25 protein-coding genes are annotated in these 26,766 nt (G+C 63.2%); 16 read left to right on the top strand and 9 right to left on the bottom strand.

Going from position 1 to position 26,766, the window contains the following annotated elements; all coding sequences use genetic code 11:
• Positions 1-15 precede the first annotated feature (15 nt).
• Positions 16-1,383, bottom strand: a complete 1,368-nt coding sequence (locus CI15_RS01150; protein WP_062123436.1) for an MFS transporter — start codon at positions 1,381-1,383, stop codon at positions 16-18.
• 337 nt (positions 1,384-1,720) lie between these two features.
• On the opposite strand from CI15_RS01150, the gene CI15_RS01145 reads away from it, so the two are divergent.
• The 6 genes from CI15_RS01145 to CI15_RS01120 all read left to right on the top strand — a co-directional run bounded on the left by CI15_RS01145 (position 1,721) and on the right by CI15_RS01120 (position 5,571).
• Positions 1,721-2,116 (top strand): tautomerase family protein, encoded by a 396-nt coding sequence (locus tag CI15_RS01145; protein ID WP_062123874.1) that lies wholly within the window; start codon positions 1,721-1,723, stop codon positions 2,114-2,116.
• 99 nt (positions 2,117-2,215) lie between these two features.
• Complete coding sequence (locus CI15_RS01140) at positions 2,216-3,148, top strand: hypothetical protein (protein WP_062123433.1); 933 nt, start codon at positions 2,216-2,218, stop codon at positions 3,146-3,148.
• 154 nt (positions 3,149-3,302) lie between these two features.
• A complete protein-coding gene (locus CI15_RS01135; RefSeq protein WP_062123430.1) occupies positions 3,303-3,731 on the top strand; it encodes a YybH family protein in 429 nt (142 codons plus the stop codon).
• A gap of 125 nt (positions 3,732-3,856) precedes the next feature.
• Positions 3,857-4,258, top strand: coding sequence for a GFA family protein (locus CI15_RS01130; RefSeq protein WP_062123427.1), 402 nt, complete (start codon positions 3,857-3,859; stop codon positions 4,256-4,258).
• 310 nt (positions 4,259-4,568) lie between these two features.
• Entirely contained in the window at positions 4,569-4,856 is a 288-nt protein-coding gene (locus tag CI15_RS01125) for a hypothetical protein (RefSeq protein WP_062123424.1), read from the top strand.
• Positions 4,857-5,319: 463 nt separating this feature from the next.
• Positions 5,320-5,571, top strand: a complete 252-nt coding sequence (locus tag CI15_RS01120) for a hypothetical protein (protein ID WP_062123413.1) — start codon at positions 5,320-5,322, stop codon at positions 5,569-5,571.
• Positions 5,572-5,677: 106 nt separating this feature from the next.
• Here CI15_RS01120 and CI15_RS01115 read toward each other — a convergent pair whose 3' ends face one another.
• The 3 genes from CI15_RS01115 to CI15_RS01105 form a co-directional block, all read right to left on the bottom strand.
• On the bottom strand, positions 5,678-5,902 hold the full coding sequence (locus CI15_RS01115; protein ID WP_062123411.1) for a hypothetical protein: 225 nt from the start codon (positions 5,900-5,902) through the stop codon (positions 5,678-5,680).
• A 294-nt stretch (positions 5,903-6,196) separates the two neighbouring features.
• Positions 6,197-6,400, bottom strand: coding sequence for a cold-shock protein (locus tag CI15_RS01110; RefSeq protein WP_028225987.1), 204 nt, complete (start codon positions 6,398-6,400; stop codon positions 6,197-6,199).
• A 284-nt stretch (positions 6,401-6,684) separates the two neighbouring features.
• Complete coding sequence (locus CI15_RS01105) at positions 6,685-7,449, bottom strand: SDR family oxidoreductase (RefSeq protein ID WP_062123408.1); 765 nt, start codon at positions 7,447-7,449, stop codon at positions 6,685-6,687.
• Between the two features lie 138 nt (positions 7,450-7,587).
• Here CI15_RS01105 and CI15_RS01100 point away from each other — a divergent pair, with 138 nt between their 5' ends.
• On the top strand, positions 7,588-8,496 hold the full coding sequence (locus CI15_RS01100) for a LysR family transcriptional regulator (protein ID WP_062123405.1): 909 nt from the start codon (positions 7,588-7,590) through the stop codon (positions 8,494-8,496).
• A gap of 170 nt (positions 8,497-8,666) precedes the next feature.
• A complete protein-coding gene (locus tag CI15_RS01095) occupies positions 8,667-9,140 on the top strand; it encodes a hypothetical protein (protein WP_062123403.1) in 474 nt (157 codons plus the stop codon).
• 152 nt (positions 9,141-9,292) lie between these two features.
• Here the strand turns inward: CI15_RS01095 and CI15_RS01090 are convergent, their stop codons facing one another.
• Positions 9,293-10,270 (bottom strand): alpha/beta hydrolase family protein, encoded by a 978-nt coding sequence (locus CI15_RS01090; RefSeq protein WP_062123400.1) that lies wholly within the window; start codon positions 10,268-10,270, stop codon positions 9,293-9,295.
• Positions 10,271-10,560: 290 nt separating this feature from the next.
• Here CI15_RS01090 and CI15_RS01085 point away from each other — a divergent pair, with 290 nt between their 5' ends.
• From CI15_RS01085 to CI15_RS01050, 8 genes are all read left to right on the top strand, one after another.
• Positions 10,561-11,676 (top strand): AI-2E family transporter, encoded by a 1,116-nt coding sequence (locus CI15_RS01085; RefSeq protein ID WP_062123872.1) that lies wholly within the window; start codon positions 10,561-10,563, stop codon positions 11,674-11,676.
• Positions 11,677-11,693: 17 nt separating this feature from the next.
• On the top strand, positions 11,694-13,244 hold the full coding sequence (locus CI15_RS01080) for a TolC family protein (RefSeq protein ID WP_062123397.1): 1,551 nt from the start codon (positions 11,694-11,696) through the stop codon (positions 13,242-13,244).
• Positions 13,241-14,368 carry an HlyD family secretion protein gene (locus CI15_RS01075; protein WP_062123394.1) on the top strand — a complete coding sequence of 376 codons (1,128 nt, stop codon included), beginning with the start codon at positions 13,241-13,243 and terminating at the stop codon, positions 14,366-14,368. The genes CI15_RS01080 and CI15_RS01075 overlap by 4 nt, the downstream gene beginning before the upstream one ends.
• A gap of 7 nt (positions 14,369-14,375) precedes the next feature.
• The gene (locus tag CI15_RS01070) at positions 14,376-15,389 is read left to right on the top strand and encodes a DUF2955 domain-containing protein (RefSeq protein ID WP_062123391.1); all 1,014 of its coding nucleotides are present in this window, start codon (positions 14,376-14,378) and stop codon (positions 15,387-15,389) included.
• Between the two features lie 76 nt (positions 15,390-15,465).
• Positions 15,466-15,852 carry a potassium channel family protein gene (locus tag CI15_RS01065; RefSeq protein WP_062123386.1) on the top strand — a complete coding sequence of 129 codons (387 nt, stop codon included), beginning with the start codon at positions 15,466-15,468 and terminating at the stop codon, positions 15,850-15,852.
• A gap of 89 nt (positions 15,853-15,941) precedes the next feature.
• Positions 15,942-16,742: a potassium channel family protein gene (locus tag CI15_RS01060; protein WP_082814160.1), complete on the top strand. Its 801-nt coding sequence runs from the start codon at positions 15,942-15,944 to the stop codon at positions 16,740-16,742.
• Between the two features lie 35 nt (positions 16,743-16,777).
• On the top strand, positions 16,778-18,493 hold the full coding sequence (locus tag CI15_RS01055) for a SulP family inorganic anion transporter (protein ID WP_241495778.1): 1,716 nt from the start codon (positions 16,778-16,780) through the stop codon (positions 18,491-18,493).
• A gap of 40 nt (positions 18,494-18,533) precedes the next feature.
• Entirely contained in the window at positions 18,534-20,012 is a 1,479-nt protein-coding gene (locus tag CI15_RS01050) for a DUF2252 domain-containing protein (protein ID WP_062123380.1), read from the top strand.
• 21 nt (positions 20,013-20,033) lie between these two features.
• Here the strand turns inward: CI15_RS01050 and CI15_RS01045 are convergent, their stop codons facing one another.
• From CI15_RS01045 to CI15_RS01030, 4 genes are all read right to left on the bottom strand, one after another.
• On the bottom strand, positions 20,034-20,507 hold the full coding sequence (locus tag CI15_RS01045; protein ID WP_420915843.1) for an SgcJ/EcaC family oxidoreductase: 474 nt from the start codon (positions 20,505-20,507) through the stop codon (positions 20,034-20,036).
• 104 nt (positions 20,508-20,611) lie between these two features.
• Complete coding sequence (locus tag CI15_RS01040; RefSeq protein WP_062123377.1) at positions 20,612-23,107, bottom strand: glycogen/starch/alpha-glucan phosphorylase; 2,496 nt, start codon at positions 23,105-23,107, stop codon at positions 20,612-20,614.
• 33 nt (positions 23,108-23,140) lie between these two features.
• Positions 23,141-25,537: a phosphoketolase family protein gene (locus tag CI15_RS01035; RefSeq protein ID WP_062123375.1), complete on the bottom strand. Its 2,397-nt coding sequence runs from the start codon at positions 25,535-25,537 to the stop codon at positions 23,141-23,143.
• Between the two features lie 225 nt (positions 25,538-25,762).
• Positions 25,763-26,722, bottom strand: coding sequence for an SOS response-associated peptidase family protein (locus CI15_RS01030; protein WP_062123372.1), 960 nt, complete (start codon positions 26,720-26,722; stop codon positions 25,763-25,765).
• Between the last annotated feature and the right edge of the window lie 44 nt (positions 26,723-26,766).

Below are 26,766 nucleotides of genomic sequence, written 5' to 3'. Positions count from 1 at the left end.
CGGCTGTCAGCGGGTTCAGCGTTCCAGCCGCAGCGCGGCAATTTCTTCCAGCGACCTGCCGCGGGTGGGCACGCCCATGATCAGAACGGCGAGCGCGCCGACGATCAGCATCAGCGTCGTGCCGCCGAAAACCCCGGCGAAGCCCAAACGCGGATAGAGATAGCCGACCAGAATCGGCGCGGCGATCGCACCGAGGCGTCCGATTGCCGAAGAGACGCCCATGCCGGTCGCGCGCACCTCGGTGGGGAACACTTCGGGCGTGTAGGCATAGACGCCGGCATAAGTGCCGTTCATGAAGAACGACAGCAAAAAGCCCGACATCAGAATTTCGGTGTCGCTGTGGGTCAGGGCGAGCCCCAAGGCGGAGATTCCCCCCAGCGCCATGTACGTGACGATGGTCGCGCGCCGGCCGATCTTTTCATTGAGCCACGCGCCCGAGAAGTAGCCGGGAATCTGCGCGAGGTACATGACCAGCGAATACGAAAAACTGCGCGTGATCGTCATGCCGCTTTGCACCAGCAGACCGGGAATCCAGGTGAAGAACGCGTAATAGCTGAACGTGATCGACAGCCACATCAGCCAGGCCATCACGGTGATGCCTGCCAGCTGGCGCGACCAGAGTGCCTTCAGTTGGCCCAGTGGCGTGCGGCGTTCGACAGGGGCCGGGGGGCTCGTGTCGAACGCTTGCTCCGGCAGGAGCGGCAAGCCGGCGGCGCGCACCACCGCTTCCATTCGCTCGACGATCACCGCCGCTTCGGCAGTTCTGCCGCGGCTGTCGAGCCAGCGCGGCGACTCGGGCAACGCGCGGCGCCACCACAGCAGCATGACGATCGGCAGCGCGGTGATGACCGAGACGGCACGCCAGGCGTCGGGCGCCAGCGGGATGACCAGATAACCGAGTATCGCGGCGGCGACGAAGCCGAACGAGAAGAATGCCGCGAGGCAACCCGTGAAAGCGCCGCGATACTTGCGCGCGCAGAACTCCGAGAGAAATGGCGCGACGATCGCGCTTTCGGCACCGGTGCCGACCCCCGCGATGATGCGCATCGCCATGAAGAAAGGCCAATCCTGCGCGGTGGCGCTGATCAGCGATGCAATGCAGTAGACGATCAGCGCCGACACCATGACCTTGCGCCGGCCGATCACATCGCCGAGGATGCCGGCGAACGCCGCGCCGAAGAAGTAGCCAATGAAGGTGCCGCTGGCGAGCACGCCGGTCTGCACGCTGCTCAGATGCCACTGGGTGCGCAGCACGGGCAGCATGAAGGCCAGCACGGCGGCATCCATCGCATCGAAGACGTAGCCCAGTCCGCCCAGCCACAGCAGTTTGCGATGAAAGCTCGAGTACGGCAGGCGTTCTATCCGTGCGGGAATCGTCGACATAGCTTCCTTCCAGAAAGGGGAGCGCCGTGGCGCCGGGGGCATCGTCGGACGAGTATAGGAAGCCGAAATGGACGGGTCTTGGACGAAAACCGCATCGAACATGCGGATTCCAGCATCACGGCGTCGCTGGCGCCGCCTGTGGCATGGCCTCTCGCAAGCTTGGGTGATCGCACCGGCGCACAGCCTGCGGTCGACGCCGCGCCACCGGGAAACCATTTTTCGATAGCTGTTTACTATGGAAAGATCGAAGCGCATCTGAGGTACGCATGGTTTGATCGATTCGATGGCACGGCATACAGTTGGCGAATGCGAAACACTTTCCTCGGAGATCGACGCCATGCCTTATCTACAGCTCGATGTAAACGAGCACTACGCGGTGGAGAGCAAGAAACAGCTCGCGGCGAAGATGAGTGAGACCTATGCCCGCATGATGTCGGTCGATATCAGGCGAATCACCGTGGCGATACGCGAACTCGGCCCGGGCAGCGTCTGGCGCATTGCGCAGGAGGACGGGGAACCCGTGCCGGTGGCGTTGATGATGCTCGATATCAGAAGAGGGCGGCCGCCGGAGTTGCGCATGGAGTTGGCCAAAGCCCTCTGCGCGCACTGCATCGAGATTCTGGGCTTGCACGAGCACCGGCTCAACGTCGAGTTCACCCAGCACTCGGGCGACGAGATGTATCACCCGGCGCTCGGCGGTTACAGCCCGGAATGGGAGCCGGGCCAGCGATGAGCGTGTGAGTTCTGCGACCGGTATTTCCAACCAGCGAGGGCGCGACGATCGGATGCCCATCCGGTGCGCCGCAACCCGAGCCAAAGTAGGAGGCGGACCATGAGCAGGCTTGCCAGAAAGCTGGCCGGCAACCGGCGGGCGCGACCGTGGTTGATGGTGGTGATGACGACGGTGTTCTGTTTCCTGTGGCAGAGCGCCTTCGCGCAAACGGACGACAGCGCGACTCGCCTGCGCGATAAATATCAGAGTCTCACGCAGCAACTCGCGCACAACCAGTTTCAACGACCGCTGTACCTCGAATCGCAGGAGTTGCCCTCGGCGCTCAAGGGCGATATTTACGGCGTGCTCAACCATCCGTTCGCCGTGGTCAGCGGCGCGCTCAGCGACCCGGCCGCGAGCCCGGCCAACTGGTGCGACGTGCTGATCCTGCATCTGAACACCAAATACTGTCATGCCTCGACCGGCGCCAGCGGTACGGTCCTCACCGTGAACATCGGCAAGAAAACCGAGGAATCTCTGTCGTCGTCGTATCGCGTGGAATTCAACTTTCGCGTGGCGGCAAGCACCCCGGATTATTTTCGCGTCGAGCTCAGCGCCGCCAAGGGGCCGCTGAGCACGAAAGACTACCGTATCGTGCTGGAGGCGATACCGTTGAGCGAGAACCGCACCTTTATCCATCTGACCTACGCGTACGGCTACGGCACGGCGGGACGGCTCGCCATGAAAACCTATCTGGCGACGATCGGCAGCGATAAAGTCGGCTTTTCGTCGACGCCCGATTCGTCGACGGGCGAGACGCAATACATCGGCGGCGTACGCGGTCTGGTGGAACGCAATACGATGCGCTACTACCTGGCCATCGAAGCTTATCTGGGCGCGTTGTCCAGTCCGGCTAGCGCTCGGCTCGACAAGCGTCTCGCCGACTGGTTCGATGCGACCGAGCTGTATCCACGGCAATTGCACGAGGTCAGTCGCGCCGACTACATGCAGATGAAGCACAACGAGTATCAACGTCAGCAGACGGCGCAGTAGTTCGCGCATCGACTCGAAGCTTTTTTCAGGTTGGGCGTCGATCCGGCGGATCGTCGATCGTCGTTGTCGGGTAGGACAATCGGTCACGAACCTCGGATTCGCCGTTCTTCTCCGGTTCTGGCCGCCATCGCAATCCGACTCAGGAGAACACACTGTGGACAAACTCAGTAATCCGATCCTGCAAGTCCTCGAGGACTATAAAGCTGCGGTATGGGCAAAGAACGTGGACGCGTTCGTCGCGCTCTACGACCGGGAAACGGTGGTCTTCGATATGTGGGGCGCATGGTCGCACAACGGCATCGCGTCGTTGCGGGCCGTGGCGGAGGGCTGGTTCGGCTCGCTGGGTCAGGAACGTGTGGTCGTGGATTTCAGCGATGCGCAAACCATCGCCGCCGGGGACCTCACCGTCGTTCACGCCTTTGCGAACTACAAAGCCGTCGACGCCGACGGCCTGGAATTGCGCTCGATGGACAATCGCCTGACCATGACGCTTAGGCGGCAGGCCGACGGGTGGAAGGTCGTCCACCAGCACACGTCCTCGCCGATCGAGGTCGGCACGGCGCAGGTTATGTTCAGGCGCTAACGGCGCGGATCGCCGGCCTGGCTCGGCCGGCTTCGCGGGTTCGACATCGGCGCTCGACTCGCGAATAATCAAGGGTGCTTCACTTTCTAGTCAATTTGCGAAGTGCCTTCTGATCAAGAGCAGCCATGAAACCCTTGCTTGCCGGCCGATGCCTTTGTGGTGCTGTCCACTACACCGTCAAAGACGAATTCGTGTATGCGTTGAACTGCCACTGTTCAAGCTGTCGGCGTTCTACCGGTTCGGCGTTCAAACCATTCGCGGGGATCGAGCGCGACAAGCTGCGCATCACCGAGGGCGAAGACAGCCTATTGATTTTCGGAGACGAACGAGCGGCGCACGATGTGCGCTGCAAGCAATGCGGAAGCCTGATGTTTTCCGTGGTTCGCCAAGGGGAATACGTTCACGTCACGCTCGGAACGCTCACGGATCCGCCCACCATGCGTCCCACTGCGCATATTTTTGTGGGTTCGAAGGCGCCGTGGTATTCCATCACCGACCAGCTGCCGCAACACGACGAATTCGGCTAAAAGAGCTGGCTCTTGAAGGCCCGGGAAGGGCCGCCGCCCGCTCTCGCGTCAGCAGAAGTTACCTGAACGAAGACGGCAATAACTGCCATTCCGACGCCAGGAAAATTATCGCGACGCGGATCGGTACTGCGCGTACTATGGGTCTGTCGCCCGACACCCGTGTTCGCCCTGAAACCCTCCCGATGGTTGGCGTATGCGTCGTGGTGAGGGCGACCTTGGGTTTCTGCGCGAATAGGGTCGCTGGACAACGACCGGTTGCCACTAGACTCCCGAAAACGTGCCGCCCGCGCGCGGCGAAGCAGAGGTATCTATGGCAAACGGTATTCACCTGTACAAGGGACTGGAAGTTTGTCCACTGATCTTCCCGCACGTTGCCACCCGGCCCGGTTTCGCTCACGACTACGATGGAGGCTTCGACGCGGCCGTTCGGATCAAGGAGCCGGACGGAGGCAAGTTCGAGGCAAGAAGTCGCGTCTTTCGGCTCCATGTCGAGAGGCCATTTCTGTGTGCGGGTGACGCAAGGCGCGCCTCAACCGCGTACGGCGAACTACTCATCGACAAATACACGCCGGGCAACATGATCTGGGATGGTGAGTAGCTAAACGGGCCCGGTTCGGCTCGATCCGCGGTGACCTTAATCTGGTACATGTCTGGCAACGCCCACGTGAGCGCGTTGCGTGCAGCGCTCGTCCCCTGAAGCGCATTCTTCGAACTACTGATCTCGTGAGATGCCATGTCCCGACTCGACGACCTGATCATGCAGCATCGCAGCGTGGAGACTGAGGTTGGACTTCGAGAAAGAGAACTGAATACCTGTCGGCTATCTATCGATGAACGCGAGGGAACCGGCACGACGATCTTTCCGCATCACGACACGCTGACGTTTCTGGAAGCGCAATTGCGGCAGTGCAAGCTGAGATGCGAACAACTGCGTATTGCGATCGCCCGAAACCGCGCCAGACGGCCGGCTCGGCAACAGGTCGAGCGTGGGTCGAATCCGGTTTCGTGCCCGTTGTCCAATGGGCAGGCTCAAGTCCGCGGTAGGCGGTGAGGAGAAACAGATGGGCGCTAACCCGGCAGTTTTTCATGTCGATCCCACGCCACGTCGGGCCGACGGTGAATATATCGCCCACGCGAGAATCAGTAGTAGCGGCGACGACGGGCGTGAGTACGACGTCCATCTCAGCGGAGATCTGGCCGGCTTCGACGCGCGCGAAGATGCCATTCGCTTCGCCGCCAATTGGGCCGCGCAATGGATCGAGACGCACCGAAGTTCGTCGCAGCGACCGGCCGCCGATCGTCTCGTGTGTTAATTCCGACGACGGCGTTGGCTCGAACGATAGAGGCGATCGTCACCACGGAAGCCGACGCTTGCGACGGTTTGGTTGCGCGCGTCTTCGAGCGCGCGTAGAGCGACGCTCAGCCTCGGTCGTCGACCCAGGCACGGGCCCAGCGGGCTGAGTGCTGCAATGCCTCGTCTTCGTTCCGAAAATAGTCGAGCGAATAGAACTGGTAACGACCTTCGTTGCGGGCGCAATCTGCGCGTTCGAGCAACAGGTCGGAGGAGAAGCTGCCATCGGGCAAACGATGCGCCGACGGTTGGACGGCATAGCCGTTGTAATGATGAATATATTTATTCTGCATTGTGTATTTTAGTGATGTATTAATGCGTGGCCGCTGGTTTGGCGCTCGCTGATCGGGCGATGCAGACGAGTTGCTCAAAGCCATTGCGAACCGGATCGAGACTGACTAGTCGCGAATCGAGCAATTCGGCACGGAAGCCGGGAGGGGAGAGTGACGTGCAATGAGACGTTGGGCGCACGGCAAGCTGCTTGAACCGCTGCTGCCGAAAATGTTTGCGCCAACTGGGAGCGACGAAGCTCCGCGAGGATGTCACTGCAGCCCGCCAACCGTTGTCGGATAGCGGGCTCTTCCAACTTACAGCGGCTTGATGTTAGCCGCTTGCAGACCCTTCGGGCCTTGCTTCGTTTCGAAGCTCACTTTCTGGTTTTCCGCGAGCGTCTTGAAGCCGTCGCTGCGAATTTCCGAAAAATGCGCGAACAGGTCGTCGCCGCCCTTGTCCGGGGTGATGAAGCCAAAACCCTTGCTGTCGTTGAACCACTTAACTGTACCGGTATCCATGAAGAATCCTTGACGAAAAAATAAATTAAAGAATTTGCTCAGGTAGCAAGCGCATGAAGCGTCAAGGAGGGAGAGGACAACGAATACCGCTGGGGGAGCGAGACATTGATGAACAGCAATCGGACTTCTTGAACTTCGGACGCAAGAGTAACCGCCTTCGTATGTCGCAGTCAACGCATATCTTGTAACTGCCTGTCACTCGATGCGGCGCCATCGCATTTGACATCGCGCATGCTGATCGTCGTCGGGCATCTGCATTCCTGCAGATGCCGTCTTCGAAACGCTCAGGTGCGGGTAATCGAAGCCCCACCGTCGACCAGCGAAGCCGTACCCGTCACGAACGACGAATCATCGGAAGCGAGATAGAGCGCCGAGCGTGCGAGCTCTTCCGGCTTTGCAACGCGCTTGAGCGCATGCAGGCCCGTCACGAACGCCTGCGATTCGGCCGTATCGTTCATCCCGCGATACATCTCCGTGTCCACCGCGCCCGGCAGGATCGCGTTGACGCGCACACCTTGCGGGCCGTATTCGGCCGCGAGCGCTTGCGTGAGTCCGATCAGCCCGGACTTGCTCGCGGCATAGGCGGCCGTCCCCGGAAACGCGAACGAGTAGCCGACGAACGTCGACGTGAAGATGATCGAGCCGCCGCCATGCTTGATCATTTCAGGAATCTGATGCTTGGCGCCGAGAAACGCGCTCGTCAGGTTGGTGGCGAGGGTGGCGGACCAGCCTGCTTCCGAGACCCCGGTGGACGGTCCCATTTCGCCGAGCGTCCCCGCATTGTTGTAGGCGATGTCGAGACGGTCGAAGCGGCTGACGGCCAGTGCGACCAGCGCCTTCGCAAATTCTTCGGATTGCACATCGCCTGCCAGCGAGACAGCGGTACCGCCATCGCGAGTGATCTCGGCCACGAGCGCGTCGAGTTCGGCCTCGCGGCGTGCCGCCACGACGACCTTCGCACCTTCCGCGGCGAACAACTTTGCGGCAGCGCGGCCAATGCCCCCGCTGGCGCCCGTGACGATAGCGACCTTTCCTGTCAGGCGTTGCATGTTCAATCTCCGGTTTTATCGTGAGCCGATGCCCAATGCGTCAGCTCGTTGAAATGCACTATAGGATTGCGTTATTGAGAAAGAAAGATCAAAAATATCGTCATGGCATTCACATTTTGTGAATGATCGGAGGGCGATATGGACCGGCTGCGCGCGTTCGAGGTCTTCGTCACTGTGGTCAATCGGGGCAGCTTTGCGCGCGCGGCCGATGCGCTCGAAACCTCGCCCGCGAACGTGACCCGCTATGTGAATGAACTGGAGGCGCATCTCGGTGCGCGACTGCTCAATCGCACTTCACGCAGGTTGTCGCTGACCGAGGGCGGTGAGACGCTCTATTCGCGCTGCAAGGCCATCCTCGAAGACGTCGCCGAAACGGAAGGGCTCGTGTCCGCGGCCTCGATCGAACCGCGCGGACGGCTGCGCATCAATGCACCGGTCAGCTTCGGCATCCGCCATCTCGCGCCGCTGTGGCCACGGTTCATGGAGCAATATCCCGACGTCGAACTCGACATCACGCTGATTGACCGCGTCGTCGATATCGTCGAGGAGGGCTTTGATCTCGCCATTCGTATCTCGCGCGCCGGCACGCTCGATCATGCGGCCCGCAAACTGGCGACATCGAGAAATATCCTGTGTGCGGCTCCCGGCTATCTGAAGCGTTGGGGACATCCGCAGAAGCCAGCGGACCTGCCCGGACATCGATGCATCGGCTATACGTATGCGGCCACGGCGGACGAATGGCAACTGATCGACAACCGCGGCAAAACTCATGCGATTCAGGTCAACTGTCACATGCATACCAACAACGGCGACACGGCACGCACGGCGGCGCTGGCGGGGCACGGCGTGATCTGGCAACCCACCTTTCTGATCGGCGCGGATCTCCGCGCGGGCAGGCTCGTTCAGGTCTTGCCCGACTACCGCTTGCCGGATATCGATGTGCTCGCACTGTATCCGAGCCGGCGCCACGTGAGCGCGAAAGTTCGTGCGGTCATCGATTTTCTGGTCAACGCGTTCTCGGGCGGGCCACCGTGGGACAAGACGTGACGCGGATGACGCTTGTATGCGCGTCTTCACCCCGCAATGATTCTTTCCTATGCTTGTTGCAGCGGCGAGCCCGCCAGAGCCGCCACCGCCGCGTCCTGGGGTCGAGACTCGCACGCCTGTGCCGTGAAGTCGAATACCCGCAGCCGACAACTCAATAAGGAGCAGCCACGATGAAAATGCAACGCAACACTCCCCGGATCGCATCGACCATGCTCGCCGCCGCGTTCGCACTCATTCAGGCAGCCGGCGCAGTGGCGCAAACCGCCGCTCCAGAGGCCGCCAGCGAGATCCACAGGACGGGCATGCCAGCGACGCAGCAGCAGGGCGACGTATCGTACGTGAGTGGCGGAGTCGGCCGCGACGAGTCGACTGCGCTGCGGCAGGCACGCAGGCAGTGGCCGCTGTCGCTGCAGTTCACGGGTCCCGGTGCGAGCTATGTCGCCGACGTCCAGGTGAAGATCGCCAAAGGTGGCACGACCGTGCTCGATACGACTTCGCATGGTCCGTACATGCTCGTCCGGTTGCCTCAAGGGCGCTATACGGTCAATGCCACCTACAGCGGCGTGACCAGAAGGCAGACCGTGAATGTCCGCGGCAATGGCAGCGCGCGCGCGACGTTCTCGTTCCCGTCCGGCGGCCACTGAGCGCGATCCCGTCGCGGTGTTCAAGGTCACGCGCGGCGGGTTCGGTTGGCACCGCTACTGACGTTCGCGTCGGCGCGCAGCTGCTGGCGGGCGCGCTCGCGGGTGCCGTACACGAAGCGGCGCGAGAGGGACACTTGCGTCGCCAGTCCTTCCTATCGCGGCATCGCCAGGAAAAACTGCACCACCTCGGCGTTGAATCGTTGGTGGAACGCCGCGCGGTCGAAGCCCGGCCGGCTGCCGCAGATCTCCGGGCGCCTGCGCGCAAGACGCGCATCGCACGGTGGCAGGAAGTCGTAGTGGCCTGCGCCGGCCACCGCGTGATAGTCGGGAGTGCGAGGCAAGTCGTCCCGTACCGGCTCGTCGTACCAGGAGTGCGGCTGATGAAGATCATCGGCGGCGCTCCAGAGTTGGACCGGGGCGCGCACGCCGCTGAGTCCCGGGCGGCCGAACGTAAATCCGAACGATGGCGCGGCAATGACGACCGCCTTGATGCGCGCATCGTGGACCCAGGCGCCAGCGGCAACCTTCGCGCCGAAATCGGGGGCGACGCCCGCATGCCGCAGGGTCTCGCACAGATCATGATCCGGATGGACTTCGCAAAACGGGGCGACCTTCGAAAGATCCGGAATACCGCCCGCGGCCACCAGCACGGTGAAGCCGCCGTTGGAAAAGCCGAAGGCGCCGACGCGGGCCGCATCGAGCCGCTCGTGTCCACGCCAGTTCTCGAGCAGGTAGTCGACCAGTCGATGAAGCTGCGCGGGACGGCGCCAGAGCTCCAGCACGTGGCTCTGGTCATCGAACGTGTCGCCGGCGTGACTGACCGCCGCTGCGACGAAGCCCGCATGAGCCAGCGCGAGCGCCGTGTCGTAATGGCTGCCGTACCAGCCTCCGCCGCCGTGCGACAACACCACCAGCGGCAGGCGATCACCCGCGATCGGAGCATTGGGCGCGACAGTCTGGGTGACGTTGCCCAGCGAGTGCGGCGCCGCGCTCTCGCTGGTCGGATACCAGATGCCGGCCGTGAGCGGCGGCGCGTCGCCATCCGGTATCTCGACCTCCTCGAAGCCGACCTCGGCCGCGAGAACCGGCACGGCCAGCATCAAGGCCAGAAGGGCAGCGACGAGGGGCATCCGTCTCACTGTGGTCTCCGTTGTCGTCGTCGCTGAGTTGAACTTCGGGCGCCCCGGGGCTATGAGACCAAAGTCCAATTGAATATTTCTGGATCGGGTTCAATAGTAGTGAAGAGTTGGGTTTTGTCGACCACAAAACCATCGCGACTCTTTTCTTGAAGATGCCGGAATTGCGGGCAGGTTCTGGTATTGCCGTCAAAAACGTTCCAGTGGGTTTGAGTTTTCGCGACTGCAGGCCTAACACGGTGTCGCCGCCGAATCGCGGCGAGATTTGGCGGGAGAACAATCTTATGCTGCTTACACCGACTCCCGAGCGGACTTCGTCCAGAGAAATGCTCGATGTACTGATCCGCGCCGGACTCATTGCGATCCTGGCCGTGTTCTGTTTCCGGATCTTCGCGCCGTTTCTTAACCTGATGGCATGGTCGGTGATTCTCGCGATCACGCTCTATCCGCTCCAGGTCCGTCTTCGCCCGATGTTCGGCGGCAAGGATGGTTGGATCGCCACGCTGATCGTCCTTATCGCGTTTGCCGTGATCCTGGTGCCAACCTATGCGTTGGGCATTGCGGTGGCCGATTCGATCGAGAAATCGATGGCCATTTTCAAAAGCGGTGGCTTCCGGATTCCGCCGCCCGCGGAGTCGGTATCGGGTTGGCCGGTGATCGGCCAGCGTGTGTACGACTTCTGGCTACAGGCCTCGACGGACCTGACCGGCCTTGCGCAAAAGTTCGCTCCGCAGCTGAAGGAGGCCGGCCTCGCCGTGCTTGCAACGTTGACGGGCCTCGGAGCCGGGCTGGTGATATTTTTCGTCGCGTTGATCATCGCTGGCATCCTGATGGCCCACGGTGAGTTGGGCTATCGCAGCGCGGTGCAAATCGCCTCGCGCATCTCGGGCCCCGAGAACGGCGTGCAGATCGCCGATTTGTGCACGGCGACCATTCGCGCAGTCGCACAGGGGGTGGTCGGCATTGCGTTCATCCAGATGCTGCTGATCGGCATCGGCTTCATCGTGATGGGGATACCCGGCGCGGGACTGCTCGCGCTCGCCGTGCTGCTGCTCGGCATCATGCAACTGCCGGCCACGCTGATCACGATTCCGGTGATCGTGTTCGTGATCCTCACGGAAGGCGTGAGCGCCGCGACGATCATCTTCTCGGTCTACATTTTCGTCGCGGGCCTCGCCGATAACGTGCTCAAACCTTTGATGCTGGGCCGCGGCGTCGCGGTGCCGATGCCCGTCGTGCTGATCGGCGCGCTCGGCGGCATGGTGACGGGGGGCGTCATCGGACTGTTCGTCGGGCCTGTGATGCTCGCGGTCGGCTATCAGCTGTTCTGGCGTTGGGTCAGGGACCAGCCGCAAGTCGAGCAGACCCAGCCACAGCCCCAGGAACAGAAGCCGGCCTGAAGGTCGAGGATGGTTCCGTGTCACCGTTCATGCGTCCGTACCGGATCGCGGTGCTGCTCGGGGCGCTCGGCCTGAGCGGATGCATGCGGGTGGGACCGGACTTTCAGCCGCAGCATGAAGCGTGGAGCGAGCACTGGAGCAGCGCGTCGATTACCCAGGTCACGCAGCAGGACACCCAGCCCGATGTGCGCCAATGGTGGCTGATCTTCGGCGACCAGAATCTCGAACGTCTGATCGCCGAAGCCGACGCGAACAACGGCGACCTGAAGATCGCCGGGCTGCGCGTGCTCGAGGCACGCGCCCAGCTCGGCATTGCGCTGGCGGGACGCTATCCGCAGGTGCAGCAGGTGAACGCCGATGCGCTCGCGTCCGCGCGCAAGCGCTCGGATGGATTCAATCCGCGCTCGGGTGCTTTCGTGCAGTACGGCGTCGGCTTCAGTATCGGCTGGGAGCTGGATTTCTGGGGGCGTTTCAGTCGGGCGATCGAATCGGCCGACGCCGCGTTCTTTGCCGCGCAAGCCAATCGCGACGACGCGCTGGTTCTGCTGCACGCCCAGGTCGCGGATACGTATTTCACGCTGCGGGTTGCGCAGGCGAGACTGCGCATCGCGCGTGAGAATGCCCAGTTGCAAAAGCGCAGCTACGACATCGCGCACAAGCTTTTCAAGGCGGGCGAGAGCGATGAACTCGACTTCCAGCAGGCGAAGACGCAGTACCTGGGAACCCTGAGCAGTATCCCCGATCTCGAAAGCCAGATCGTCCTTGCGGGTCACGCGCTGTCGGTGCTGATCGGACGGCCGCCGGGTCCGCTGCCTGAGCTCGACGTGCAGGCCGGCAAGGAGGGCGTCGTGCCGTTGGTGGATCATGCCGTACTGCAGGATGTGCCGGCCGATCTGCTGTTGCGGCGCCCCGACGTTCGCGCGGCCGAGTATCAGATGGCTTCGCAGTCGGCCTTGATCGGCGTGGCCAAAGCGGACCTGTACCCATCCGTATCGTTGCTCGGCTCGCTGACGTGGACCGCCAGTTCGCTCTCAGGCTCGCCGAGCACGCTGCTGTTCGCCGCGGGCCCGAGCGTGACGTGGAACGTGTTCGATTACGGCAGGATCAGGAACAACGTGCGCGTCCAGGACGCGCGGCTGCAAGAGTTGACGGTCGCCTATCAGAACACGGTGCGCGAGGCGGCGCGCGAGGCCGATGATGCCGCCACGTCGCTGATCGCCGCATTGCAGCGCGACACCGTTCTGAACGACGCGCAAAGCGCGGCGCGTCGCTCGCTCACGCTCGCCAACACGATCTATCGGGAAGGCTATTCGGACTTCCAGCGGGTGCTCGACGCACAGCGCGCACTGTTCGCGCAGGAGGACGCGTACGTGGTCAATCGCAGCAATGCCGTCGGCAGCGTGATCGCGCTTTACAAGGCCCTTGGGGGAGGCTGGGACACGGCCCAGCCGCTCGTCGACGCGGCGACGCGCGCGCAGATGCGGAAGCGCACCGACTGGGGCGACCTGCTCGACGATACGACGCCCGCCGCCGTTGCGCCCGGTCAAACTGAAGGGCCGTCACGATGAGCGATACCCCCGAGCCTCAGACTGCCGCCTCGCCGAAGCCGCCGGCACCTGCTGCCGATCCGTCGACGAAAGCGGTCAAATGGGTCGTGTGTCTGATCGTGCTGAGCCTGATCTGGTATCTGCTCGCCGACCGCTTCACGCCGTACACGCAACAGGCGCGGATTCAGGCCTATGTCGTGCCCGTCGCCGCCGAGGTGTCGGGACGTGTGACCCGGGTGTTCGTCCATAACAACCAGGATGTCAATGCGGGGGACGTGCTATTCGAAGTCGATCGCGAGCCCTACCGCATTGCCGCCGATAGGGCGCGCGCCGATCTCGAGTCGACGCGCCGCCAGGTTGGGGCGAGCACGGCCGGGATCGAATCGGCGCGGGCCGGATTGCGCGCCGCGATCGCGAACGAGGTCAAGGCGCGGCAGGATAGCGACCGGCTCGAGCGGCTCTATCGCGAGGACGAGGGCACCGTGTCGCTGCGGCGCCTCGAGATCGCGCGGGCGACGCACGAACAGGCGCAGAGCCAGGTGGAAGGCGCGCGTGCCGAAGTCGAGCGCGCCCGCGAGCAGCAGGGAGGGAGCGAAGCCGAGAATGCGCAGTTGCGCAGCGCCGCGGGCGCGCTGGAAAAGGCCGAGCTCGATCTCGCCAACGTGAGCATCAGAGCTCGTTCCAGCGGCGTGGTGACCGATCTGCGCACCGAAGTCGGCCAGTTCGCGGCGGCGGGCAACCCGGTGATGACGCTGATCGCGATCCGCGACGTGTGGATCAGCGCCGACATGACCGAGAACAACCTGGGCCATCTCGAACCGGGCACCCGTGTCTCGATCGCCCTGGACGGGCTGCCCGGCGACGTGTTCGACGGGCGGGTTCGCAGTATCGGCTATGGCGTGAGCGTAGGCCAGAGCACGCCGGCCGGCAGCCTGCCCACCGTGCAGAACAGCCGCGACTGGCTGCGTCCCGCGCAACGCTTTCCGGTGATCGTCGAATTCGACGCGAGCGAGCGCGCGCGTCTGCGCAATCTGCGCGTGGGAGGGCAGGCCGAAGTGATGGCGTTTCCGACCGAGGGTAATCCGCTCAATCCGCTCGGACGCGTGTTCTTCCGGCTGATGAGCTGGCTTTCCTACGTCTATTGAGCATCCTATGCAGCCCGTGACCCAGCGCCTCGGCTATCGCGCCATACGTGTTGCGACGGGAACCGCGCTCGCTCTGGTCGTCAGCTTTGGACTCGATTTCCCGATCCCGGTCGTCGCGCCGGTATTTGCGGTTTTTCTGCTGGCTACGCAGAGCCGTCCGCTGTCGTTGAAGGCCGGGCTGATTCTTTCGCTGGTGGTGGCGTCGACCACCGGCAGCGGCCTGCTGCTCGTGCCGCTGCTGCGTCATTACGCGTTGGCCGGCGTGATGCTGATCGGCCTCATGCTGTTCTTCGCGTTTCGTTATGGACTGCGCGGCGGTAACAATCTCGTCGCGACGTTTCTGGTCGCGGGGCTGACGATGATTTCCGCAGCGGGCACGGCCGACTTCGAGCTGGCCTTGACGGTCGTCGGCGCGCTGGCGAAGGGACTTCTGCTTGCCGTGCTGGTGTCGAGTCTGGCTCACACGCTGTTTCCGGAACGTGCGGGCGCGCGCGAGCAGCCCGTCAAGGCCGCCATGGCGGACGACCAGGCCGCCTATATCGCACTGCGCGCCGCGCTGGTCGTCATGCCGGCCTATCTGCTCGCGATGACCGATCCGGCCAGCTACATGCCGATCATCATGAAGTCCGTGAGCCTCGGCAGACAAAGCTGCACGACCTCGGCCCGCGGCGCCGCACGCGATCTGATCGGCTCGACGCTGTTCGGCGGCCTGCTCGCCATCGCGTTCTGGTTTGCGCTGAAGCTGTTCGTGGATCTGTGGATGTTCTTTCTATGGATGCTGCTGTTCGGCCTGTTCGTGGGACGCAAGCTCTACGGTCTTCACCGGACGCGTTGTTCGCCGGGCTTCTGGCTGAACAGTCTCGTGACGATGATCATTCTGCTGGGGCAGTCGGTGCAGGACAGCGTGGCGGGCAAGGATGTCTACACCGCGTTCGCAGTGCGGATGGGGCTCTTTCTGGCTGTCACGGTCTACGCGTGTTTGATGCTGCTGCTGTTCGAGCAACGCCGCCGTGTCGAATGAGGCGCCGCGGTATCACGCATCCGGACCCTGACTGATGGCCGCAACGCCGATCCGGTGATCGCAAGAGGAGCGCGCAATGGGAAATGCGAGAGGCGATGGTGCAGGCCGTCTCAAGGCCGGTGAGATCCTCAAGGAGATGGCGCTGACGCTCTGGTATCTGAGGGCAGTCCTGATGGGCCTGGTTCTATTGTTCGTCCTGCTGACGTTCGGCATGTACTACTGGGGCGCGCCCGTCGAGACAGCGAACCGGACGCCTTCGTCGATGGCTGAAACCGTGTACTTCTGCGCGATCACGGCGCTGACGATCGGGTACGGCGATGTCGTGCCGACTTCGACGTTTGGCCGGATCGACGCCGTATGCCTTGGGCTGATCGGATTCGTATTCACGGGGTTGTTCGTCGCCGCGGCTGTGCGAGGTGTGCAGGAGGCGGCGCAGCGGTCGGCGGCGGGTGGGGGCTCCTGACTCTTGACTACCGTCTGGAAAAGGGGGAGCGTGTCTGTCTGGGCTTGGGTTCGCTGTTGTCTCGATCAGACCGACTATCCGAGGTAACGATGTGGATCTTCCGTGTGGATGAGCCTCGTCTCGGGGCCATCCGGATTCGCGAATGGCGCCGCCGCGCGCGCCACACGATCGGCCTCCTCGTCCTGCTGCTGGGCAGTGCCGTCACCGGGCTGGTCATCCTCGATCAGTCCGATACCTCCTTTCCCGACAAAATGCTTGCCGCCCTGTGGAATGGGCTCAACCTCGTCACGACACTCGGCGCCTTCGGCCAGTTCAATCCGCCTCAAAAGGTCTTCATGCTGCTGGCCATGGTCGCGACGATGGTGATCGGCGGATTCGCGCTGTCGAGGCTCACGGGCATGCTATCCGGCGACGACGTGATGGCTTATCGGGAGAACAGACTCATGGAACGCAAGCTCGACCAACTCGCCAATCATGTCGTGGTGGTGGGATTCCACGCGCTCGGTGAACTGGTCGCCGAGCGCCTGCGCGACGCGGGACAGACCGTGCTCGTGCTGGTGGGCGATCAGGCTCAGGCCAACCGCGCGGCCGATCGCGACCATCTGGTCGTGCTCGGCCCGGCGGGCGAATTCGACGACGTGCTCAAGCGTGCGCGGCTGGAGCAGGCCAAAGCCCTCGTTGTCACGACCCCCGACAGCAATAACAATCTGGCGATCACGTTGCTGGCGCATACGCTGAATGCGTCGCTGCCGATTGCGGTGCCCGGCGAAAGCCCGTTGAGAAAGACGCTGTTCGAGAGCGCGGGAGCCTCCAACGTGGTGATCGCTGATGAGATCGTCGCGCACGCGCTCGTCGGCAAGCTCACGACGCGCATGGAGGTAGACAGATGAAACCAGCGGCGTCCACGCGGTCCCAGCCGCATCACATGCCCTTTCTGCAGGGGCTTTTGCCCGTCAATGCCGCTCAACTGCCGCACGACATCATCGCCGGACTCACGCTGGCGGCCCTCGGCATTCCCGAGGTGATGGGATACACGAAGATCTCCGGCACGCCCACCGTCACGGGTCTCTATACGATCCTGTTGCCACTGGTGGCGTTTGCGCTGGTGGGCGCCTCGCGTCAACTGGTGGTCGCGGCCGACTCCGCGACCGCCGCCATCCTCGCCGGTACGCTGACGGCCGTGGCCGCATTGGGCAGCAAGGAATACATCGGCCTCACGAGCACGGTGGCCCTGACCGTTGCCGTGATGCTGGTGATCGCGCGTATCTTCCGATTGGGTTTTCTGGCCGACTTTCTTTCCCGCAGTGCACTGATCGGTTTCCTGACGGGCGTGGGGATACAGGTGGCGGCGGGTGAACTCGCCGGCTTGATCGGGCTCGCGAAAGAGGGGCATGGCCCCCTGATGCAACTAGTCAGCGTGGTGCAACGGGTCGCCGGGGCGAACTATCCGACCACGCTTCTTTCGCTCGTCGTGCTCGCCGTGATCCTCGGCTGCAAGCGCCTCGCGCCGCGCGCGCCGGGTGCGCTGATCGCCGTGATCGGCTCCATCGTGGCCAGCGGAATGTTCAATTTCGCCGGACATGGCATCGCGGTCACGGGCGACGTGCCCGGCGGTCTTCCGTCGCTGTTCGTGCCGCCGCTGCACGCGAACGAGATCAACCAGGTGCTGGCGACGGCGGCCTCGTGCTTCATCGTCATCATCGCGCAGAGCGCGGCGACCGCTCGCGCGTACGCCAACCGCTACAACGAGAAGGGCGACGACAATGCCGACATCATCGGACTCGCGGCAGCGAACGCGGCGGCGGCGTTGACCGGTACCTTCGTCGTGAACGGCAGTCCGACCAAGACCGAGATCGTCGACGATGCGGGAGGGCGCACCCAGGTCGCCCATCTGACGACCGCGGTGATCGTGCTGCTGGTGCTGCTGTTCCTCACCAAACCGCTGAGCCTGATGCCGGCGCCCGTGCTGTCGGCCATCGTTTTCATGATCGGTGTGAAGCTGATCGACGTGAAGGGGATGGTCGAGCTCTATCGCATGCAGAAGGACGAATTCGTCGTTGCGTTGCTCGCCGCGGGCGTCGTCGTGTTCGTCGATGTGATGCACGGTATTCTTGCCGCCGTCGTGCTGTCGCTGATCGCGCATGCGCGGCATAGCTACCTGCTGCGCACGCGCGTGTTGACACGGGGCCCCACCGGCCATCTGATTCCCCATCACGTCGAGCCGAATCTGCTCGCGGCACCCGGCATCGTCGTCTACCGGTTCGAGGCGGACCTGTTCTATGCGAACACGGGGCGCTTCACGGCGGAAGTGCTGAAACTCGCGAACGAGGCGAGCGTTCCATTGCGCTGGATCGTGATCGACGCGACCGAGATCAACAATATCGACTACACGGCGGGCAAGACGTTGATCCAGCTGGGTGCGGAACTCGATCGGCGCGGTCTGGGTATCGCCGTGGTCGCGGTTCCGACGGGCGTGCGGCACGAACTCGACCGCTACAAGGCCCTGCGGATCAGTGGCACGCATCGCGAGATCTTTGCGACAGTCGATGAGGCGATCGACGCGCTGCGCGATCTCCCGCCGTCTACGTCCGCGTCCGCGCCGCCCCCGGACACCAAACCGCCAGGCAGCCCGGCGAAGTGACGCAACGCCCCCTGGCCTCGAATCAAAACAGGAGTGACACGTGTCCGATTCCACTGCTGCAAAGCCCAACCAGACCGCAACCCAGCCCGCAACCCAGCCCGCAACCGATCACGCTGACCCCACGACGCTGGCGGCACAGCAAGATCCGTCGACGCTGTTTGCCGGGCGTGGCTCGTTGGCCGCGCGCGTCGACAAAGGCAAGACGGCGCGCAAAAAGATGCCGCGCGCGCAACTGGCGGTCTGCAAGATCGACGATCGCGATCCCATCGCGCTGCTCGACGCGTCCAACGTCGGCCGCGTGACGGAACTGATACCGATCCGCTACGGACGCATGGTCGCGAGTCCGTTCGCGTTCTATCGCGGCGCCGCGCCGCTGATGGCGCATGATCTCGCGAAACTGCCGCATTCCGACGTGACCGTGCAACTGGGCGGCGACGCGCATCTCGCCAATTTCGGACTGTTCGCGAGCCCGGAGCGGCGCATTCTGTTCGGACCCAACGATTTCGACGAGACCCTGCCGGGCCCCTTCGACTGGGATGTGCGCAGGCTCGCCGCATCGTTCGTGATCGCCGCGCGCGAATGCGGCTTTGCGATCCGTGAGCAGCGCGCCGTGGTGCGCCGGCTCTGCGCGACCTTCCGGCAACGGCTCGCCGAGTTCAGCAGCATGGATACGCTCGACGTCTGGTACGGCCAGTTCAAGGCGTCAAGCATGCTGGAGATCGCCGATTCGCTGGAGGAAAGAAGGAAAGAACTGGCTGTGATCGAGAAGGCGAGGCAGCAGTCGTCGCGCACCGTGATGACGCATGCGACCGAGTTCGTCAACGGCAAGCTGCGCATCAAGGACGTACCGCCGCTCGTGTACCACGTTCCGCTCGAGAGCCCGCACGATCAGAAACAGTACCAGTCGATGGTGCGGCGCTTTTTCGCCGACTACCGGTTGACGCTGCCCGATGACAGGCGCGCCCTGTTCGACCGCTATGAACTGGTGGATGTCGCGATTCGCGTCGTGGGCATCGGGTCGGTGGGAACGCGTTGCTACGAGGCGCTCTTCATGGCCGATGGAGCGTGCCCGCTGTTCCTGCAACTGAAGGAGGCGCGGACTTCCGTGCTGGAGCAGTACCTGCCGCCGAGCCGTTATCCGAATCACGGTCAGCGCGTGGTGAACGGGCAGCGCCTGCTGCAGTCGGCGAGCGACATTTTTCTCGGCTGGTCGAAGATGCGTCACACGGGCAATGACTTCTATGTGCGGCAATTGCGCGACATGAAAGGCGCGTTCGACTTCACCACGTTCGACGTCGAAGATCTCGGCGAATACGCGGTGTCCTGCGCTCACGCGCTGGCCCATTCGATGGCGAAAGCAGGCGACCCCGCATTGCTCAGTGGTTATCTCGGCAAGTCGAATGCATTCGACGAAGCCATCGTGCAATTCGCGCTTGCTTACGCGGAACAGAACGAGGCGGACTGGACGGTGTTGAAAGGGGCGGTGAAGGCGGGGCGTATCCAGGTCATTCGGGATTGAGGATAGATCCCGTTACGGACGCTAATTGCCCTCTGGCATTTTCGATGAATGATGGCTGGTAATCAGCCACTTGTGCCCATTCCACGCATAGGTGAACGTATAGCGCGCCTTGACGACCGAGCCGTCTCCGAGCTTGAAGGTGTAGATACCCGCGTCGATCGCCGTGTTGCATTCGATCATGATGTCGCGAAAGTCGATCGTGCCGACGGGTTTGCTTTCGAGGAAGTGTTTGAAATAGTCGAGCTTTTCGTCGGCGGTCAAACGCGGCTTGTTCGAGACGGTCGGCAGCAGGATCGACTGCGGCGCATAGTTCGCCACGACCTTCTGCGGGTCGCCGGTTTTCAGCGAGTCGTTCCAGCGGTCGAACAGTGCGGCAATCTGTTTTTCGGAGGTGGAATGGCAGACTTCGGACCGGGCGAATGCGCCGCCATGGACCACGGCCGCCACCATCGCGACAACGACGGCCGGCCTGGATACGCTGATTCTCATGATCATCTTCGCAATTCGTTGCGGGGGGACGCTTCCTTCAGTAAATCGAATGTGAGTCGGGCGCATCCGCCACAGCATCGGCATTACAGGACAAGAGCCCGTTTTATTTTTCAGCGATCGAGGGCGATCCTCACCGGCTCGATCTTCCAGATCTTCTCGCAGTATTCGGCGATGGCTCGGTCGGAGGAGAACTTGCCCGCGCGCGCGGTGTTCAGGATCGACATGCGGGTCCAGCGCCGCGTGTCCTGCCAGGCGGCGCTGACGTCGTCCTGACGCGCGACGTAGGCGGCGTAATCGGCGAGCACGAGAAACGGGTCCGCCTGCGTCAGATTGTCGATGAGCGGACGGAACATCTCCCTGTCGCCGCGCGAGAAACGGCCGTCGGCGATCAGCTCCAGCACATCGCCCAGTTCCGCGTTCTCCTTCACGTAGTCCGCGGGGCGATAACCGGCACGCTTGACACGTTCCACCTCGTCGGCGGACAGGCCGAACAGGAAGAAGTTGTCGTCGCCGACCTCCTCGCGGATTTCGATATTGGCCCCGTCCAGCGTGCCGATCGTCAGCGCACCGTTCATCATGAATTTCATGTTGCCGGTGCCCGACGCCTCCTTGCCGGCCGTCGAAATCTGCTCGGACAGGTCGGCGGCGGGGTAGATGAAGTGCGCATTCTTCACATTGAAGTCCGGATAGAACACGACCTTCAGCCGGCCGTTCACCAGCGGATTGTGATTCACGACTTCGGCGATGCCGTTGATCAGGCGGATGATGAGCTTGGCCATCGCGTAGCCTGGCGCGGCCTTGCCGCCGAATACGAAGCAGCGCGGCGTCAGCGCGAGTTGCGGGTTGCGCAGCAGGCGCCGGTACAGCGTGACGATCAGGAGGGCGTTCAGATGCTGCCGCTTGTATTCATGGATGCGCTTGACCTGCACGTCGAACAGCGCGGCAGCGTCGACCTCGATACCGGTCGCGCCGCGGATGCGCTCGGCGAGCACGGCCTTGTTCGACTGCTTCACGTCACGCCAGCGCGCCTGGAACGCGGCGTCGTCGGCATACGCTTCGAGCTTGCGCAGTTGCGCGAGATCGGTCTCCCAGCCTGCGCCGATGGTGTCGTCGAGCAGCCGCGCGAGCGCCGGATTGCACAGCAGCAGGAAGCGGCGCGGCGTGACGCCGTTCGTGACGTTGTAAAAGCGCTCGGGCCACAGCTCGGCGAAGTCGCGCAGCACGGTCTGCTTGAGCAGCGCGGAATGCAGTTCGGCCACGCCGTTGATGGCGTGGCTGCCGACCGTCGCCAGGTGCGCCATGCGCACGAGCTTGTCACCGTGCTCGTCGATCAGCGACATGCGCGCGACGCGCGCTTCATCGCCTGGAAAGCGTTGCCGGACCTCGTCGAGGAAGCGGCGGTTGATCTCGTAGATGATTTCGATGATGCGCGGCAGCAGGCCGCGCATCAGCGGCAGTCCCCAGGTCTCGAGCGCCTCGGGCAGCAGCGTGTGATTGGTGTAAGCGAGCGCGCGCCGCGTGATCGCCCAGGCTTCGTCCCATGACACCTGCCGTTCGTCCACCAGCAAGCGCATCAGTTCGGCGACCGCGATCGACGGGTGCGTGTCGTTCAACTGCACGTTGAACACCTTCGCAAAGGACCCGACCGGCTCGCCTTTGATGTCGAGCAGGCGCAGCATATCCTGCAGCGAGCACGACACGAAGAAATATTGCTGCGCGAGACGCAGGCGCTTGCCGGCCTCGGGCTCGTCGTTCGGATAGAGCACCTTCGACAGCGTCTCGGAGATGACCTTTTCGTTGACGGCCTCGTAATAGTCGCCCGCGTTGAAGTCTTGCAGATCGAACGACTCGATCGCCTCGCTCTTCCAGAGCCGCAAGGTGTTGCATGTGTTGACGTGATAGCCGGCCATCGGGATGTCGCAAGCCACGCCTTTGACTTGCCGCGTGGGTGTCCAGCGCACGCACAGGCGCCCCTGGGCGTCCGTTTCATTGTGAGTGTGGCCGCCGAACCCCACGTAGAACGCGACCTCGGGACGCACGATCTCCCATGGATTGCCTTCCTGCAGCCACTTATCGGTGGTTTCGACCTGCCAGCCGTCGCGAATCAGCTGATCGAAGATGCCGAATTCGTAGCGGATGCCATAGCCGATCGCCGGTATTTCCAGCGTCGCGAGCGAGTCCAGATAACAGGCCGCGAGCCGGCCGAGCCCGCCATTGCCGAGCCCCGGTTCTTCCTCCAGCGCGAGCAGCATGTCGAGGTCGACGCCGAGCCCGCGCATCGCCTCGCGCGCGCTCGTCTCGATGCCGAGGTTGACGAGATTGTTGCCGAGCTGCGGGCCGATCAGGAACTCGGCGGAAAGATAGCAGGCCACCCGCACATCGGTTGCCGCGTAGGTCCGCACGGAGGCCGCCCAGCGCGCCAGCAGACGGTCGCGCACGCTGTACGCGAGCGCCATGTACCAGTCATGCGGGCGGGCGATCTCGGGATAGCGCGCCCGCAGGCAAAGCAGGTTGTCGAGCACGCCGCGCTGCAGCGCCGCGGCGCTCAGGCCGGTGCGTGGCGCATCCGCGCCATCGGGCGAGGTCGTGGTGGGTGCGTCGGCCATGGTGCGGGTCCCGGTGCAGGCTGCGCGTGAGGTTCAGAACGGCCAGACCCAGTCGGCGACCTCGGCGCGATCCGTGCCGTGCGTGTGCGCATAGTTCAGGTTGCTGACGATCGCGTTCCTCATGTCTTCGCGCAGGTGCGCCGATCTGCCTTGCAGGCGCGGCACGCGGTCGAGCACGTCGATCACCAGATTGAAGCGGTCCACCTGATTGAGGATCGCCAGTTCGAGCGGCGTGTTGATGTTGCCTTTCTCCTTGTAGCCCCGCACGTGCAGGTTCTCGTGATTGCGGAAGCGATAGGCGAGCTTGTGAATCAGCCACGGGTAGCCGTGGAAATTGAAGATCACCGGTTTGCTGGTGGTGAACAGGCTGTCGAATTCGCGTTCGGTCGAGCCGTGCGGGTGCTCGCTCGCCGGCTGCATCCTGAACAGGTCGACCACGTTGACGAAGCGCAGCTTGAGCTCGGGCAGGCGTTCGCGCAGGATCGCCGTGGCCGCCAGCGCCTCCTGGGTGGCGACGTCGCCGCACGAGGCCATCACCACGTCCGGTTCGGCATCCTCGTCGTTGCTCGCGCGCCGCCACACGCCGATGCCTTTGGCGCAGTGCGCGACGGCTTCGTCGATGGTGGTGAACTGCAGGTGTTTCTGCTTGTCTGCCACGATCACGTTGATGCAGTCGGTGGTGCGCAGGCAGTGGTCGGCGACCACCAGCAGCGTGTTGGCATCGGGCGGAAGGTAGACGCGGGTGACCGATGGACTCTTGTTGGTGACGAGGTCGATAAAGCCGGGATCCTGATGCGAGAAGCCATTGTGATCCTGCCGCCATACGGTCGAGGACAGCAGAATGTTCTCCGCCGATACCCACGCGCGCCAAGGCACATGATTCCGGCTGATGTCGAGCCACTTCGCGTGCTGGTTGAACATCGAGTCCACCACGTGCGCAAACGCTTCGTAGGTATGGAAGAAGCCGTGGCGGCCCGTCAGCAGATAGCCTTCGAGCCAGCCCATCAGCGTATGCTCCGAGAGCATCTCCATCACCCGCCCGTCGCGCGCGAGTTCGCCGCCGTCCTCGTCCTCGGGCAGCATGTCGGCCATCCACACCTTCTTGCTGACCTCGTAGATCGATTGCAAACGGTTCGACGCGGTTTCGTCGGGACCGAACACGCGGAACGTGTTCATGTTCGCGCGCATCGTGTCGCGCAGAAATTCGCCGAGCGGCCGCGTGTTCTCCTGCAGCACCTTGCCCGGGTGGTGCACATCCACCGCGTACGCGCGGATGTCGGGCAGCTTCAGTTCGCGGCGCAACACGCCGCCGTTCGCATGCGGATTGGCGCTCATGCGGCGCGGGCCTGCGGGCGAGAGCGCCTTGAGTGCGGGGATCAGCGTGCCGTTGGCATCGAAAAGCTCCTCAGGCCGGTAGCCGCGCATCCACTGCTCGAGCACTTCGAGGTTTGCGGAGTTGTTGCGCACATCCGCGAACGGCACCTGGTGCGAGCGCCACGAGCCTTCGACCTTGTGCCCGTTGATCTCCTTCGGACCGGTCCAGCCCTTGGGCGAGCGCAGCACGATCATCGGCCAGAGCGGCCGTTCGAGATTGCCCTTCGCGCGTGCCTGCTGATGGATCTCGCGAATCTGGCCGAGCACGGTATCGAGCGTGTGCGCCATCTTCTGATGCATTTCCGCGTGATCCGATCCTTCGACGAAATACGGGGTGTAGCCATAGCCGACGAACAGCGCTTCCAGTTCCCGGCTGCTGATGCGCGACAGGACGGTCGGGTTGGCGATCTTGTAGCCGTTCAGATTCAGGATCGGCAGCACGGTGCCGTCGCGGGCCGGATTGATGAACTTGTTCGAATGCCACGCCGTGGCGAGCGGTCCGGTCTCCGCCTCGCCATCGCCCACTACGCAAGCCACGATCAGGTCGGGGTTGTCGAGCACGGCGCCATACGCATGCGACAGGCTATAACCCAGCTCGCCGCCTTCATGGATGGACCCGGGGGTCTCCGGCGTCACATGCGAGCCGATATGGCCGGGAAACGAGAACTGCTTGAAGAACTTCTGCATGCCCTCGGCGTCCTGACTCTTGTCGGGATAGATCTCCGAATAGGTGCCTTCGAGATAGGTCGGGCCCAGCACGCCCGGTGCGCCGTGTCCGGGACCTGCCATGAAGACGACGTCGAGGTCGTCGCGTTTGATTACGCGGTTCAGATGCCCCCAGACGAACGAGAGTGCCGGGCTCGCGCCCCAGTGTCCGAGCAGGCGATACTTGACGTGTTCGACTTTCAGCGGCTCCCGCAGCAGCGGGTTGTCCAGCAGATAGATCATGCCGACCGAAAGATAATTGCAGGCGCGCCACCATGCATCGATCAGCTGAAGCTCGTCGCTGTCGAGCGCGGTCTGCTGCGAAGCGTCCGCCGTGGAATGCTTGCCCATACCGACGTCTCCTGTGCGTGCAGCCGGAACCCGAGGGTGTGGAGCGAGTCGGGTGCGCTGCGCAGGCGCTGCGATGAGTGATGGGGTCCGAGTCGCGCCTGTTGGCGGACCTCTACAGCGAGGGATGTTTCGTCAGCCGATCAACATTCAATTAGGCAGAATACGTTACTGCGCTGAGATTGCAAGGATGATCCGGGGGCGTGACAAGCCCATGAACCGGCGCCTTCACGCCGCGATCCGATGCTCGTAAAACGGCCGATCCCGATCGTCGAGAATCGCGTACAACGCGCCCAGATCGTGCGGATCGGGATTCAGCCACGCGTCGATATGCTCGAGCTTGATGGGAATGATGCAGCGATCATGCCCGGCCGCGGCGACCTCGGGTGGCGGCTCGTCGGTGATCGCCGCGAACGACAATAAATCCGCTTCGTCCTTGCCGCTCCAACGGGACCACAAGCACGCGACCAGCATGTCGTGCGGCGGGTTGGGCCTGAATTCGAGCCGGACGTTTTCATCCTTCTCGCCGGGCGCGAGCTCACGGCCTTCCATCTGCGCGCGCGACACGTTCTCATAGAAGGCGCTCGCGAGCACGAGTCCATGCGAATAGCCGAACAGCGTTTTCCAGAAGCCTTCGAGACTGTCTCGCCGGGCGTTGTAGGTGCCGGGATAGCGGGTGTCGTACGAGGCGGGCTTGCCGGCGAGGCGGCACTGATAGCGCATCGGCTTGACGACGCGATGGCCGTTTTCCATCACCATCACCGGCGCGTAGTAGGCGGGGAAGATGCGCGAGTCGGCGGCTTTGGGGTCGCTGCGCCGGAGGTCTTCGAGCCGCTCGAGCGTGCGCTCGATCTTGTCCTGCGCGATCCGCTTGCTCTCGCTGGCCGCCTTGGTGAGCTTGCTTTGCAGCGAGCGCTCGGCGTCGGCGAAGCGGGTGCGCTGTTTGAACAGTTCCTGTTCGAGCTTCACCGCCTGCTGCGATCTGAAGCGCTCGATCAGCGCCCAGACGGCCCGTTCCGCGTCGGACTGCGGTTGCGCGAAGGCGTCTTCCATCGCTTTGGGAATTTTGGCCTGACTATCTTCTGCACGTTCGAAGAAAAGCCGCGCGAATTCGTGAAGGCTCATCTGCGCGCCGAACATACGGACATAGCGGCGGTAGTCCGCCAGAATCTGAGCCGAATAGCACATGGACGTCTCCGTTGGCTGTTCCAATGATACGCATTTATATACGC

This window comes from Paraburkholderia monticola (genome assembly GCF_001580545.1).
In the GTDB taxonomy this organism is placed as follows: Bacteria; Pseudomonadota; Gammaproteobacteria; order Burkholderiales; family Burkholderiaceae; genus Paraburkholderia; species Paraburkholderia monticola.
Note: the sequence above shows the minus strand (reverse complement) of the source record. Positions and strands in the feature narration are given on the sequence as shown.